The 13,903-nt window shown below is 37.4% G+C and carries 14 protein-coding genes and 1 pseudogene; 5 read left to right on the plus strand and 10 right to left on the minus strand.

Going from position 1 to position 13,903, the window contains the following annotated elements; all coding sequences use genetic code 11:
* Positions 1-148 precede the first annotated feature (148 nt).
* Both KW850_RS23835 and KW850_RS23840 read left to right on the plus strand, forming a co-directional pair.
* Positions 149-1,590 (plus strand): annotated as a pseudogene (locus tag KW850_RS23835) (FAD-binding oxidoreductase).
* Positions 1,587-2,156: an MFS transporter gene (locus KW850_RS23840; protein ID WP_218350251.1), complete on the plus strand. Its 570-nt coding sequence runs from the start codon at positions 1,587-1,589 to the stop codon at positions 2,154-2,156. The pseudogene KW850_RS23835 and the gene KW850_RS23840 overlap by 4 nt, the downstream one beginning before the upstream one ends.
* Positions 2,157-2,322: 166 nt before the next feature.
* On the opposite strand, the gene KW850_RS23845 is transcribed toward KW850_RS23840, so the two are convergent.
* From KW850_RS23845 to KW850_RS23855, 3 genes are all read right to left on the minus strand, one after another.
* Positions 2,323-3,540, minus strand: a complete 1,218-nt coding sequence (locus tag KW850_RS23845; RefSeq protein WP_218350252.1) for an MFS transporter — start codon at positions 3,538-3,540, stop codon at positions 2,323-2,325.
* Between the two features lie 253 nt (positions 3,541-3,793).
* Complete coding sequence (locus KW850_RS23850; RefSeq protein WP_218350253.1) at positions 3,794-4,147, minus strand: hypothetical protein; 354 nt, start codon at positions 4,145-4,147, stop codon at positions 3,794-3,796.
* A 3-nt stretch (positions 4,148-4,150) separates the two neighbouring features.
* A complete protein-coding gene (locus KW850_RS23855; protein WP_256358413.1) occupies positions 4,151-4,411 on the minus strand; it encodes a hypothetical protein in 261 nt (86 codons plus the stop codon).
* A 341-nt stretch (positions 4,412-4,752) separates the two neighbouring features.
* Between KW850_RS23855 and KW850_RS23860 the strand changes: the two genes are divergently transcribed.
* Complete coding sequence (locus tag KW850_RS23860; RefSeq protein ID WP_218350254.1) at positions 4,753-5,955, plus strand: metallophosphoesterase family protein; 1,203 nt, start codon at positions 4,753-4,755, stop codon at positions 5,953-5,955.
* A gap of 138 nt (positions 5,956-6,093) precedes the next feature.
* On the opposite strand, the gene KW850_RS23865 is transcribed toward KW850_RS23860, so the two are convergent.
* The 3 genes from KW850_RS23865 to KW850_RS23875 all read right to left on the minus strand — a co-directional run bounded on the left by KW850_RS23865 (position 6,094) and on the right by KW850_RS23875 (position 8,898).
* Positions 6,094-6,891, minus strand: a complete 798-nt coding sequence (locus KW850_RS23865) for a DUF2935 domain-containing protein (RefSeq protein ID WP_218350255.1) — start codon at positions 6,889-6,891, stop codon at positions 6,094-6,096.
* Between the two features lie 396 nt (positions 6,892-7,287).
* On the minus strand, positions 7,288-8,436 hold the full coding sequence (gene ftsZ / locus KW850_RS23870) for a cell division protein FtsZ (protein ID WP_218350256.1): 1,149 nt from the start codon (positions 8,434-8,436) through the stop codon (positions 7,288-7,290).
* A gap of 303 nt (positions 8,437-8,739) precedes the next feature.
* Complete coding sequence (locus KW850_RS23875; protein WP_218350301.1) at positions 8,740-8,898, minus strand: YuzK family famiily protein; 159 nt, start codon at positions 8,896-8,898, stop codon at positions 8,740-8,742.
* Positions 8,899-9,281: 383 nt separating this feature from the next.
* Between KW850_RS23875 and KW850_RS23880 the strand changes: the two genes are divergently transcribed.
* Entirely contained in the window at positions 9,282-9,836 is a 555-nt protein-coding gene (locus KW850_RS23880; protein WP_218350257.1) for a MerR family transcriptional regulator, read from the plus strand.
* Positions 9,837-10,173: 337 nt separating this feature from the next.
* Here KW850_RS23880 and KW850_RS23885 read toward each other — a convergent pair whose 3' ends face one another.
* Positions 10,174-11,094: a patatin-like phospholipase family protein gene (locus KW850_RS23885; protein WP_218350258.1), complete on the minus strand. Its 921-nt coding sequence runs from the start codon at positions 11,092-11,094 to the stop codon at positions 10,174-10,176.
* Between the two features lie 101 nt (positions 11,095-11,195).
* Positions 11,196-11,630 carry a hypothetical protein gene (locus KW850_RS23890; protein ID WP_218350259.1) on the minus strand — a complete coding sequence of 145 codons (435 nt, stop codon included), beginning with the start codon at positions 11,628-11,630 and terminating at the stop codon, positions 11,196-11,198.
* A gap of 625 nt (positions 11,631-12,255) precedes the next feature.
* Here KW850_RS23890 and KW850_RS23895 point away from each other — a divergent pair.
* Positions 12,256-12,684, plus strand: coding sequence for a cell wall hydrolase (locus KW850_RS23895; RefSeq protein WP_218350260.1), 429 nt, complete (start codon positions 12,256-12,258; stop codon positions 12,682-12,684).
* Positions 12,685-12,778: 94 nt separating this feature from the next.
* On the opposite strand, the gene KW850_RS23900 is transcribed toward KW850_RS23895, so the two are convergent.
* Together KW850_RS23900 and KW850_RS23905 are read right to left on the minus strand one after the other, a co-directional pair.
* Positions 12,779-13,405, minus strand: a complete 627-nt coding sequence (locus tag KW850_RS23900; RefSeq protein ID WP_218350261.1) for a DNA-3-methyladenine glycosylase — start codon at positions 13,403-13,405, stop codon at positions 12,779-12,781.
* 215 nt (positions 13,406-13,620) lie between these two features.
* A complete protein-coding gene (locus KW850_RS23905) occupies positions 13,621-13,890 on the minus strand; it encodes a hypothetical protein (protein ID WP_218350262.1) in 270 nt (89 codons plus the stop codon).
* Positions 13,891-13,903 lie beyond the last annotated feature (13 nt).

Here is a 13,903-nt window from a genome sequence, read left to right on the forward strand (position 1 = left end):
CTCCTAACCTTTTAAATTCCAATTTTCATCAGGAATATTTTATCATGATAGATTATTGTTTTTCTATAATCCAAATAGACTACGAAAATACAAGTGTTATATTATCTAAGTATGGTTAAAATCAGTATTTTATAGAAAGGACACGCTGATGAAAACACGAATACTCCTTCTCTTGGTGTTAATTATTTATGGAATGGCTTGGGCTGGTTCCTTTCACAGGTATCAATTTCAACTCGCCCATCCGATCGTGAATGACGTAGCTGGGTTATTACCTACAAAAGTAAAGGAAATCAAACACGGAGAAAGCAAGGACCAATTACAGCAATGGGTAAAACAGGCCCATAAACAAAATGAAAAAATTTCTATCGCCGGAATGCAGCATAGCCAAGGCGGGCAAACGTATTATCCTGGAGCTATAATGCTAAATATGAAACAGTATAATAAAATCTTGGATTATGATCCAAAAGCAAAACAAATCACGGTCCAAAGCGGGGCAACTTGGGCAGATATACAAGAGAAAATCAATCCTGATGGGCTTGCCTTAAAGGTACAGCAATCTCAAAATATTTTTACGGTCGGCGGGTCGATGAGCGTAAATGTCCACGGCCGGGATATACGCTATGGACCATTAATCGATACCATTGCGTCCTTTCACCTATTGCAGGCTGACGGCTCCATTATTCAAGTTAGCCGGACAAAACATCCGGAGCTATTTTCCCTTGTCATTGGAGGATACGGATTGTTCGGGGTAATTTTAGATGTCACGCTTAATTTGACGAACAATGAGTTGTATCAGTATGAAACGGTTCCGATGAACTACCGAGAGTATTCAAATTATTTTCGCCAACATGTTCAAAGCGATCAAAATGTTCGCATGCATATTGCAAGAATATCAGTTGCACCGGATCATTTTTTACAGATATGTATGTAACAAATTATCGCCTGGCTCCCAATCAAGGAAGATTAGACGAATTTGAGAAATTAGAAAATCCCGATCAGATAGTTGCACTGCCGAAGTTTTCTCTTCAACTAGCCCGATATAGTGATTGGGGAAAAAATCTTTTATGGTCCACCCAGAAAAAACTTTCCATAAAACAATCAGGAAACTATGAAACAAGAAATAATGTTATGCGCACCTCAACTGATTTTATGGAGTATGAGGATCCAAGCCGTACGGAGATATTACAAGAATATTTTGTTCCTGTGGATGAATTTGCTCCCTATATCGATGATCTTCGCAACGTGTTAACGAAAGAAGATCTCAATGTCTTAAATATTACGGTTCGCTTTGTTGAAAAAAATCAACAATCAGTGATGTCCTATGCAAAGGAAGATATGTTTGCTTTCGTATGGCTTATTAATCAGCATAAAAGCGCTGACGGTATAACGAAAACACAAAAGGCTTTACGGAAACTTATTAACGTTACTTTAAAACATCGAGGAAGCTATTACCTACCCTACTATTCCTATCCAAGTAAACAAGAGTTGGAGAAAGCCTATCCGCGCAGTAAAGAGTTTTTTCGAAAAAAACGACTCTACGATCCCGATGAAACATTTATGAATTTCTTTTATAAGGAGTATGGACAATGACCTTCAGGCAACTAATACGTGCACAAAGTATCATGCTAACGGCAAGTAGTATTGCTTTTCCCTTTTATACTTTACTGCTTCGAAATCTCGGGGACAGCTATTCACAATTCGGATGGGCCTATGGATTATTTGCCCTTACCTCTGCTCTCTGCCATCCATTGATTGGCCTTTTAACTGATCGGTTGGGAGATAAGGTCTTACTAATCGTTTATGCATGGGGAATGGCCGGAATGATGTTATTTGTCCCGATACTCTCAGAACTATGGCAGGTTTATACGATCCAAGTGGTGATGGGTATTTTAGGAGCTATTCAAAAAACAACCGAAAAGACAGCCATCTCTCGGCAAGTAACAACCGAACAAGTTGGGAAGAAAATCGGTCACTACCATTTATGGACCTCCATATGGACTGCAGTCGGGATCATTGCTATGGGGTATATGATCGATTTTTTAACGATTGGCAGCTTGTTCTATCTTACCTCCATTCTTTATATGATTGCAGGACTTATTGTTTGGAAACGACCGAATGATCGAAAAGATCAAGTTGAAAATCAACTACCTATTTAACTGAATGAAAAAGGCATTGGGTTGATACATTCCAATGCCTTTGTTTGATTTTATTCGTAAAAGTTAGGCATAAAAAAAGAGGCACAAATCCTCATGATTTGTAACCTCTGTGAAATTTTATAGTTAAGGAAGAATTCCTGTTTAATGAACCTTTCTTACTTTAACATTACACTACTTTAGAAAGGGTATGGTTTTGCTCCTGAGTGGTTTTTCCTTTTTTCAAACTTACCATTGCGATAAAGGAGATACAGTAAAGTAATGCAAGATACCCCATTGCAACCGTAACATTCGCATGCTGAAGGATATATCCTACTAATATAGGAGATAATCCTCCTAATGCTCTTCCGAAGTTAAAAATCGTGTTGGTTGCTGTGCTGCGAATTTCAACCGGATAAAAACTGCTTATTAATGCCCCATAGCCAGCGAACATACCATTCGAGAAGAATCCAACAATGGCACCGCCGATTAAAAGGCCTGCACTCCCTGACGCAAAGGAGTATAAAAAGACAGCGCCCGCGGAAGCGAATAAGAAGATCCCAAATGACCGTTTCATTCCAAATCGATCCATAAATTGTCCGAACGTTAACATTCCTGCAATCATTCCTGCTGCCGTACTAATCGTCCAAAGTGCCGAATTTGAAACGGATAAACCTTGGGATTGTTGAAGCATTGATGGCAGCCAAATCATCAAACCATTATAACCTGCAATTTGGACAGTTGCCATGATTGCTAAGGCAATCGTTGTTACAGAAGTTCTTGGTGTAGCAAACAATTGCTTTAATTTCCTTTCCCTTGGCACTAGTTGTTTTTTCTTATTTGCAGCTAGCCATTCGGGAGATTCGTCTAATTTCTTTCGCACGATAAAGGCAAATATAACCGGTACCAAGCCGATGAAGAACAATCCTCTCCATCCCCAAGAAGGAAGGATGATGGCGCTAAGGAGAGCAGCGAGAATCACACCGTATTGAGCGCCGATGCTAACATAAGAAGAGGCTCGTCCTTGTTTATTTTTTGGCCATGCTTCAGCTACAAGCGCCATTCCAATACCGTATTCTCCACCTGCACCTAAGCCTGCAATAAATCTATAGATGTAAACTTGCTCAATATTTGAAGCTAGTCCTGTTAACGCCGTGCCGATTGCAAATAGCAGAATCGTATAAGTAAATATTCTAACTCGCCCAAATTTATCTGCTAAGATACCGAAAATCACTCCGCCAGCCAGCATTCCTAGGTTGGTAATAGAAGAAATGAGGCCGCCAGCCACCATATCAATATGAAACTCTGCAATAATCATCGACATGGCAAAGGAAATAAACATGATGTCCATGCCCTCTAATGTTAATCCTGCTACTGAAGCGACTACTGTTTTTTTACGATAATCCATTTCTGTCGTTCTCCTTTCAAGCCTCACTGGACTTAGATTAAAAGATAATTGGCAAAAATAAAATGCCCTTTCATCCAAAGGACAAAAAGGCATTCATATACGTGACAAAGTATATATGAAGTTTACGTTCGCCTTTTTGGACTCTCTGGACCAAGTTAAAGGAAATTAATTTCATCTAATAGTAACATGATCCATTTCATGTGACAATAGAAATACCTAGAAAAGTCCCTTTAAAGATGAAGGTGGTGTTCTGTTATACCATTCTGCTAAAGGATTGACTGAGACTTTTTAACGTGTAGAGTCTGCCCGTTAACAGAAATAAATCATCGTAATGATTATTTACATATTCCTCAATAATAGTAAGCCCTTCTTTAAATTGATCAACTAAATAATAGGTATACTTTCCATCCCAATCAAACTGATTAATTCTAATAAGTTCATCTGCTAGGATTTGAAATCTATACTCTTCATTAAGAAGTTTTATTTGGTACAGTTTATCCGGTGTAAACCTGGTGCTGTTTTTATTATCATGACTTTTATTAACGTATTTTATAAAACCCTTTATATTTTCAGCCAGTAAATTCGCCTTTTGCATCTCAAAGTTCATAATTTAATCTCCTAGTACCAAAAAATATTGAATATGATTTACTGAAATAGGAGTAATCGCCATGATACGATATCCGATACTTAGTAATTGCGACAATGTTTCGGCACAATTTTGACGTAGAGGCTCAATCGGGGCGTGGTAACTTTTATAAAGATTGAGAAATTGATTATTGGTTGTACAGTGAAGCAAAATCACATGTCTTCCAGTCCATGCTTGACCAATCATGGGTTGTGGCTGCATTTGTATTTCCCTTTTGATTCTCATATGGAACACCCTTATTCATTGATACAATAGAATATGGAAAAAATGTTGTCCAATGTTCTTGAAAAATAAGGAAAATTTATGTATTTTAAAACTCACGATCCAAACTGAAATATAGCATGCAAAAAAGGCAGCAATCTTTTTTTGTTTTCTGTACTACACTATAGTCATTAATGCGATACAATAAGCCAAATTAACTAATATATTCACACTTAAATTGTCCAATAAAAGCTTGTGGTTAAATTATTCTTGATTTACTTACATTTTACTTAATATTCACAACCTCTCAACATTTACCTTCTATTATTAACTTGTACATTACTAGGTTAGAAGGAGGTTCTTTTATGAAAAATGTCGGTTCACAAAATGGTATAGATAGACGAGACTTTATTAAAAAAGGTGGTATTGGTGCACTTGCCCTTACTGTTGCTTCAACTGGAATACCGGTAGATTTTTTTAGCAGCACAGCTCATGCAGAAAAATTGGATCATAATGTTGCACTCCAATTTAAACCAGATGGAAAGTTCAAAATCGTTCAATTTAATGATACACAAGATGATGAGCGTATTGATGTGCGAACCATCCAGCTAATGGAGAAAGTGCTTGACTCTGAGAAACCTGACTTTGTCGTGCTTAATGGCGATAACATTTCTGGTGGTTGTGATACTCCAATGGAGATGAAACAAGCCCTTAACAATGTTGCACAACCGATGGAAAAAAGAGGTATCAAGTGGGCGGTAACATTCGGGAACCACGATGAAGATTCTACCCCTAAAAGCGGGCTTAATGAAGAAGACATGTTGAATATTTACATGTCCTATAAATATAATATGAATCAGCCAGGGGCAAAAGGTGTTACTGGAACTGGGAACATGAACCTTATCATTAAGAACTCTAGAGGTAACAAAGCGGCATTCAATCTCTGGCTGTTAGACAGTGGCAGGTATGCCCCACCAACCATTGCTGGTCAGGATTTTAAAGGATACCCTTCATGGGATTGGCTGCGCTTTAATCAGGTAAGCTGGTATTATGAGACCTCAAAGCGAATAGAGAAGCAATGGGGATATAAAGTTCCTTCGCTCGTTTTCATACATATCCCTCTTTGGGAACATCGATATATGTGGTATGCAAGCGTAGATGAGAGATCTGATTCTAACCATGCCCTTGCTGTTAAAAAGCACAATATTGTAGGTGAAAGAAATGAAGAGGAATGTCCGGGTCCAATCAACAGTGGTTTGTTTTCGGCCATGCTAGAGAGAGGCGATGTAAAGGGCGTATTTTGCGGACATGATCACGTCAATAACTATATGGGTAATTATTATGGAATTTTGCTTGGCTACTCCAGTAGCACAGGGTTTGGTGCCTATGGTTTACCTGGATCTGATAGAAATAGACTTCGAGGAGCCAGAGTATTCAATTTAGATGAAAACACAGAAGGCACGCTTAGTGAAACCCACATGGTTTTTGCTAAAGATTACGGAATTGACTTAACTGCGAATGATCAAAGTATTGACCCAGAGCCACTACGGGACATTAGGAAAAATTAGAAAGAAAATATTGAGGTCAATAACTAAAGACACTGTGACTTGAAATTGCATATTGCTAGCAAAAAACAGGTCAATCTCTTGACCTGTTTTTACCTATTCATATTTTGTTAACTATTTACTAATCTCCGAACACTGATTTCACTCCATAAGTCGAGGTTTAGCAGGATCACAATTCGGAGTGTCAAGATTTGCTGATTCAGCTAACTTCATCAGATAATAACATTCTTCCCGGTACATATGATCGGCCATTAAAGGAGCGAATGTACCTAATGCATGCTTACTTAGTCTCAGTTCTTCAATTTCCTCTAGAAAATTTTGAAACAACTTAATTTCTAACTGACTTTCTACATTCATTCTTTCTAAAGCAGGAAACGCAGTCAAATTGGTTCTTAAGTAGCCTGCTAGTTCGACTGCTTTCAAGTAAAAATCTTCAAACTTCTTCTTAAATGAGTTACTTTTCTCTTTAAGTTTCATTTCAACTCCATCAAGATTGGTGGAAATCCCCTCTGAGTGCCCCGCTGCATCTAATAGCCATAATAGGTGATGATGGAGCTCATGGTAGACAGGCGGAACTTTCCCGGCTTGTAAGTGTTTTAATATTCGTAAGTATTCCTCTAATTCGTTTACCATATGGTTAATAAAGGTGGGTGAAAGGTGTATTTTGATTTTCCCTATCAGGTGTTTTCTTATTAAGTCCAATTTAAATTCCCTAAATTTTAATACCTCTGTTTCTGCTTCATCTGTTAGTGATACCAAATCTGAAGATTTTGCACGCTCCAAAAGTGTGTCAAATATTCGAATGAAATTTGAGGTCTTTTCAATTTCCCCCTCTTGCGTAGGTGCAAGTGCATCGTTTATAAACCTAGAATGGTCACCTAATATTTGCAGCCAAAAACGATGTTCAAATCTTGCTGTTCGCTCAAAGACCTCATTCATGTTTTTTCCTCCCACTAAAGAAATCCTCGCACTAATTTGATGTTTATTCTTTTTGTTTATCTCTTATGAACGAACGAGAAAAAAACACTTTAGTAGTAATGTTGAAAGTATCATTGCTGATCTGATACAAACACTCGGTGGTCTTCGAAAAATTCACTTAAATCCCGTTTACTAGTCTCTTCCATAATCCTAATAATTCAAATTTTTAGAAAAATCATTATTTTTCATAAAAAAACCTCCTTAACTAAATGGATATTCCCATTAGTCAGGAGGTCACAATGTATTTTTGAGAATGCAATACAATAAAAAAAATAAAACTAATGATTCCAAAGTGCTAAAAAAGTATTAATGGTTGAGTATATGTATCAATCACAGAAAATGTATAGTTAAATTTTATCAATATCGTCGTCTTCGATTGCGCAAGAACGCAGGAATATCCAGAGATTCTTCTGGCTGTTCTGAGTGTCTATCATAATCTTGAACTGGTTCGCCTCGGTTTATCGGATCACGGTGTATACGTTGTTCCCGTTGATATGGATTAGACATTTCTTCGATTGGAGGCTGGGAAGGCGGTTGTAATATTGGCTCCTCTTTCTCAGTAAATCCAGTAGCAATGACAGTTACGATAATTTCTTCATCTAGGTGTTCGTTTATGACTGAGCCAAAAATCATATTTAGCTCCTCATGAGAAGCAGAAGCAACAATGTCTGCTGCCTCCTGTACTTCAAAAAGACTTAAATTATTCCCGCCAGATATGTTCATGATCACACCATGAGCTCCATTGATGGAAGTTTCAAGTAACGGACTATTTAAGGCTTTTTGCGCAGCTTCAACAGCACGATCTTTTCCTTTGGCAATACCAATTCCCATTAAGGCAGTTCCCTTATGGGACATGACCGTTTTCACGTCAGCAAAATCAAGGTTGATTAAACCTGGCACAGCAATTAAATCGGAAATCCCTTGAACACCCTGGCGTAGTACATTGTCCGCTTCACGGAATGCTTCAATCATGGGTGTTTTTTTATCGACAATCTCTAATAAGCGATCGTTGGGAATAATAATTAAGGTGTCTACTGCTTTCCTCATTTCGTTTATTCCACTTTCAGCGTTAGCAGCACGCTTACGGCCTTCAAATTTAAACGGGCGTGTTACAACTCCAATTGTCAAGGCACCGAGGTTGCGCGCAATTTCAGCAATGGCAGGCGCTGCCCCTGTGCCCGTCCCACCGCCCATACCAGCAGTAACAAAAACCATATCTGCGCCTTCTAACACCTCTTTTATTTGCTGCTTGCTTTCTTCAACGGCTCTTTTACCTATTTCCGGATTTGCCCCTGCTCCCAAACCTCTTGTCAACGCTGTACCGATTTGCATCGTGACTGCTGCTTTTGATTGATTAAGAGCTTGTGCATCTGTATTAACAGAAATAAATTCTACACCCTCCACTCCTTCGTCAATCATCCGATTCACGGCGTTGTTTCCCCCGCCGCCAACACCGATGACTTTAATCGTGGCGAGTTGGTCCATAGTTGTATCAAATTCTAACATGTTCATTCCTCCTCTTTAGTGATTAGGTGGCAGGATATATTGCTGTTGCTTTCTAATTATCTCCGACCAAAACTTTTATCCTGATAGGAAAATAAAAGCGGTTATTATGATTTAGTTGTAGTCTACTTAACCTTAATTTTATTGTCCAGTTAAGATTAACCTATTTATCGGATTAAAAAATAGTAAAAAAAACACACCCTCAAATTATGAAAAGCGCACTTTCTTAATATGGAAATGCTTATTGTTTTTATATGAAATAAAAAAGGGAAACCAGTGTTCATTCACATTGGTTTCCCTTTTAATTCAAGCCTTTAAGCGATTATTATAATGAACAAGTCGGTCTAAATCTGCAACCATTCTACGACAATTAATATAATCTTTTTCGCGGCGTTTTTCGACTCTCATTCTAACTGAATGATGTCTTTTGTAGTCTTCATAACCTACACCATGAGCACTACGCATCGCTTTTTCCATTTCGCTCGTATAACTTAATTGTAAATGATTGATAACAAATCATTCCTTTCAGTTCTTTTCCCAAGGCGAATTGTTCTTTTTCGTGGTTTTCATCTTAGCATTGATTTCTAAGACACACAAAGTCGAAAAAACGGTGTATTTTGCTGTATAAAGGAATGTCATCCAAACTCGGGTATATATCACTGACATACTTACATTTTTAGCCATATCCTTCCAATTAGTGCATAACCTACAATTCTCAACCCTTATCATCAGCGATTGAATCGTTCTTTCAAAAGAGGGGGAAATCGACTAGTTCAGAAGATTGATTTTCGAATTATATAAAGGATTTCTCAACGCTTTATAGAAATGTTAAATTGGAGGTGTAGTGTATGACGATTATATATTCACCTAGTAACGTACAGGAATTGCTTGGGATTGATAGCAGTACATTACGGAAGTATGCCACTCTCTTGGAAGGACATGGGTATCAAGTTAAGCGTAATAAAAGAGGACATAGAACCTATTTTGAAAAAGATGTTATCACTCTCCGTAAATTAATTGAATTCAGTAAGCAAGAGGGTATGACGATGGAACGTTCAGCTGAAACAGTTATGACATGGGTCTCTGAAGAAGATAAAACGGTAACCTTTACGGAAGAGGTACCGTTACAGACAACTAATGATGGTGATACTGAGCAGAATACTAACACTAATGAGTTATTGGATCGTATAGAACATTTGGAGCAAGTAAACTTAGATTTAATCAAACATTTGAAGGAGAAGGCAGTACGTGAAGCTCAGCTAGAAGAAAAAATTAATCTAATTTTGAAGTATGTTGAACGTATGGAGCAATTGGAGAAGGAACGAAGTAATATGTTTGCGGAAGAAACAAGAAAACAAATAGCAGTCGCCGAGCAAAGGAAATGGTGGAAATGGTGGAAATAAGAAAAGCCGTGCTTTGGCGCATGGCTTTTTTTTTACAAACATAAGTCAATCTATGAAAAATATTTTCATTTATTAAAAGAGGTTTACAGTTCATTTAAAATGAGGAATTTCGACAACTTTTTTATATTTCCTTGTTTATAATGACTAAAGTATTGAAGAAAGAAATAGAAAAAATAATCACGGTATGTCGTTCAATATGAAAAATTTGAGGAGGAAACCTAATGGAAGTTCTACTCTATCTAGGTACGTATCTATTAGGTGCTCTTGCTATTGTGCACCTGATTACCTTCACTTTTAATCTATTTTCTAAATAAAGTTCCAGAAATGGCCTTTTCAGCTATTTATGCTTTAATCTTTTCAATCGATTAACCTTATATTGTTCAAAATCCCACTTCGACAAAAATTCTTTTGTAGAAGTATAGCCTGATATATAGAGAAAATCGATTTCATCCTTATCCAGTTCAAAATCAGTTGCGTTGATGTCACCAGTTGGAATTTGAATGGTGCGTTCAATCGTTTCTTTGTTCAAATACCGTAGATCATGGGCTTGAAGCATCGTTTTAAATATATTTTTGAAAAGGTGTAGGGGCGTTGGTATAACGGCATCTATGTTAACTTTATCTTTCACAAAACGGAAGCCGAACGTTGGAAACCGAGGGTTGTCTGTATCAAATATCCATATTGGGAAGTTACTTAATAAACCTCCATCTAAAATGTAGGATTTTTTACGGTCTTTTGATTTCCAAATAACCGGGCGGTAGAAAAAGGGCAGAGAGGCACTCATCATAACAGCGGTTGAAACTTTTAGATCAGCTGGAGTCATTCCATAGCGCTCCAAATCATCTGGCAAAATAAGCATTTGGCCATTCGAAACATCAGAAGCAATTATCTTCAATTTTTCCTCTGGAAGATCCGCAAACGTTTTAATCCCTTTTTCTAAAAGAAGCGAATCCAACCATGCTTCCAAATAATCGTTTTTATAAATTCCAAGATGAAGCATTAGTTCTAATAAGGTGCCGAAAATGGGAATTCGATTAATGTACGACCTGCCTCGAAGCTTTGAAAAATCTAGTTTGCTTAGATGATCTCTAATTTCATTACTTTTGTAGCCGCTTGCCAAAAGAGCAGCGATGACAGCTCCCGCTGATGTTCCAGCCAATCTTTGCCATTCTACATTTTCCTCTTCCAATGCTTGAATCGCTCCAATAAACGCAATTCCCCTAGCACCCCCACCTTCAAAAACAGCATCAGCCTTCAATTTTTTCCACCTCACGAGTAATTTATATTAAACTGTTAAACTCGTTCATAATCAACGAAAATGAAGTTTTCCAGCAGCAAACCCAAGGGTAAAAATGATGATTAAATATTCGTTAATTTGCCCTTTATTAGAGCTTTATCTAATTCACGTACATGATCATAGGACTCTAACAGTTGTTCAGGGACCAAGGTCCTGCCGTATTCCCATGCATTCCTTTCAATTTCAGATTTTAGCTTTTCGATTTCGTCATCTTCACCATACATTAAAGTCCTTAAATCATGCTTATTATTCTTAAAATCTATGTAATAACCAATCACATGATAGAGAATAATTCTAACAAAGTTTTTATCTGTCTCTTTAATTCTAATTTTATTGAGATAACCGTTAACTTGAAGATAATTAAATTTTATGGTATTTGTCGAAACATTATAACTCATAGGTACAGGGAGATTATTATTAATTTCATAATCAATATTTAATTTGTGCTTATCTAATGTATCTTTAATAATCTCTTCAATATTCCAAATATAAAGCAATTTACTTTCACTTCCTTTTAAGAATTTACTTCATGTAGGGAGGATCATAATTTCATTTAATATCCTACCTTTTATAAAAAAGTAGGATTCATAAGGACATGAATATTCTGTAATAGTATCTTTATAGTATCCTGATTAAGGATAAACGTCGAAAGTCGTTTTTACCATTTCTTTCTGCCTCAGCCACTATTTTAAATAGTAAAAAAGGACTTCCTTGGTTGATATATCCATTTAAAAAGTTGTTAGGAGAAGGATCTAGTTCCTTTTTCTCTCTTTTTTAAATTCGGGAGGAAAATCGGTCTAATTAATTATTGATCATACGCAATAAACATCTGATTCCATCATAAAAATAATACAATACGTTCATTTGCACCTTTTGAGTACCAGGGGGGAAATTATATGGTATTGGCAAGTAAACAGGAAGAGCAATTTCAAACAATTAATCACAGGCCAAGGTACTGCAGTGTTAGAGTGGGAACCGATTATACTCTTGGGTCTCTTTGTCATTGGCATTCCCTGGGTGTTTTATAACTTTTTAATGGAAATAAAGACAAATCTTCCTTATTTTAATAACGCCCTTAGATAAGTGAGTCGATAAAATTTTACTAAATATGGAGGTGAGCGGATGCCAGTTGTAAATGCAAGAAGTTCAGATATTGACCTTTTAGCGAGGTTACTGAGAGCCGAAGCCGAAGGAGAAGGAGAACAGGGCATGATGCTGGTAGGGAATGTAGGGATCAATCGAATCCGGGCAAATTGTTCTGATTTTATCGGTATTCGAACCATCCCACAAATGATTTACCAACCGCATGCCTTCGAAGCTGTTCAGCATGGTTATTTTTATCAAAGAGCACGTGAGCGAGAAAAACGTTTAGCTCGGCGGGCGGTAGATGGAGAAAGATTTTGGCCAGCAAAATTTAGTTTGTGGTACTTTAAGCCTCCAGGTGAATGTCCCCCTACTTGGTATAATCAGCCATTTGTAGGGAAGTTCAAAAATCATTGTTTTTACCAGCCAAAACCAGATACCTGCGAAAATGTTTATAATACTTTTTAACATTAACTTAATAGAAATATCCAGAAAAGAATTCCAAGGAAATTCAATTAGTAAAAGACATTCGTACTGGGAATGTCTTTTTGATGTTGAATGCTCAGATAATCACATATTCGGACTTTTGATGCCTTGAAACATTTTGATTATTAGTAATCCAGAAACGCCAGGGGTAATCCCGGGCTTCACCAGATTTGTCAATTCCAATCCTTTTGCCGACTGATATACTTTCCGGACAATTGCCTTTGGCAATATATAAAGGTGGTAGTGTGAGGTGGTGACCATAATCCTCCATTGTAATGCCCAATGATTTTGTCAGATTGCCAGGGCCATTTGTCAGTTTTGTAGGTTCCTCAATTCCTCTCCGCTTTTTCATAAGCCCGATTCCGTACCGTGGTTCCAAGGCCCGGACCAATACTGCTTCAGGCTTTTCTTCACCACCGCTAACCACATTGAAAAGGCAGTGTGTATGCATTAAATATGTATAAGCAAGTCCAGGACGTTGGAACATGACCTCTGTTCTTGCCGTCCTCCTGTTATTAAAGCTGTGCGCAGCCTTGTCACCAGGACCCACGTAGGCCTCTGTTTCGAAAATATATCCTGCTGAAATTCCCTCCATCGTTTCTTTTACTAAAAGGCATCCGAGCAGGGACTTTGCCAATTCAAGAGTGGGCTGTTCATAAAAATCCTGTGTTAATGGGACCCATTCTTTTGTAAATTCTCCCACGCTTTATGCCCTCCATATAAAAATGATTTTCTTATAAACTATCGACAAAAAAAAAGATAATTAAACATTCCGTAATCCATCCATACAGAATTTGGAACATATAAGTACACCTAAAACAGTTACACTAGACTTGATGAACACCCATAAACCTAGTAAAAACGATTACATTCCAATACTAGGAAAGGAAGAAAGCGACCCCCATATAGGAGCCGCCTTTATTTATTATCGATATGTTTCAAGTAACTATTTAGCACTTTTCTATACCGCCATAAACCTTTCGTATCAACAGGAACTTCTTTTATATCCCAATACCTATGAAACTTCCTATGCGCAGTCAGTGTTCCATCAGGATATTGCATAAATGTAACGGTACCATTGTTTTGCTCATCTTGTATTGCGATGTAGTGCTTCGAACCGTCCCAGTTGGCCAAATCCCCAAATCTCTCGCTAAACTGTTCAACATCAGCCTTACTTCGAATAACCAATTCATTGACTCCT

The sequence above is a fragment of the Bacillus sp. sid0103 genome (assembly GCF_019219025.1).

Excerpts from the sequence above, each read along its gene's own strand:
- KW850_RS23895 (WP_218350260.1), top strand. The coding sequence starts at position 12,256 with ATGCCAGTTGTAAATGCAAGAAGTTCAGATATTGACCTTTTAGCGAGG.
- ftsZ (WP_218350256.1), bottom strand. The coding sequence starts at position 8,436 with ATGTTAGAATTTGATACAACTATGGACCAACTCGCCACGATTAAAGTC.
- KW850_RS23845 (WP_218350252.1), bottom strand. The coding sequence starts at position 3,540 with ATGGATTATCGTAAAAAAACAGTAGTCGCTTCAGTAGCAGGATTAACA.
- KW850_RS23880 (WP_218350257.1), top strand. The coding sequence starts at position 9,282 with ATGACGATTATATATTCACCTAGTAACGTACAGGAATTGCTTGGGATT.
- KW850_RS23850 (WP_218350253.1), bottom strand. The coding sequence starts at position 4,147 with ATGAACTTTGAGATGCAAAAGGCGAATTTACTGGCTGAAAATATAAAG.
- KW850_RS23860 (WP_218350254.1), top strand. The coding sequence starts at position 4,753 with ATGAAAAATGTCGGTTCACAAAATGGTATAGATAGACGAGACTTTATT.
- KW850_RS23875 (WP_218350301.1), bottom strand. The coding sequence starts at position 8,898 with ATGCGTAGTGCTCATGGTGTAGGTTATGAAGACTACAAAAGACATCAT.
- KW850_RS23855 (WP_256358413.1), bottom strand. The coding sequence starts at position 4,411 with ATGAGAATCAAAAGGGAAATACAAATGCAGCCACAACCCATGATTGGT.
- KW850_RS23865 (WP_218350255.1), bottom strand. The coding sequence starts at position 6,891 with ATGAATGAGGTCTTTGAGCGAACAGCAAGATTTGAACATCGTTTTTGG.
- KW850_RS23840 (WP_218350251.1), top strand. The coding sequence starts at position 1,587 with ATGACCTTCAGGCAACTAATACGTGCACAAAGTATCATGCTAACGGCA.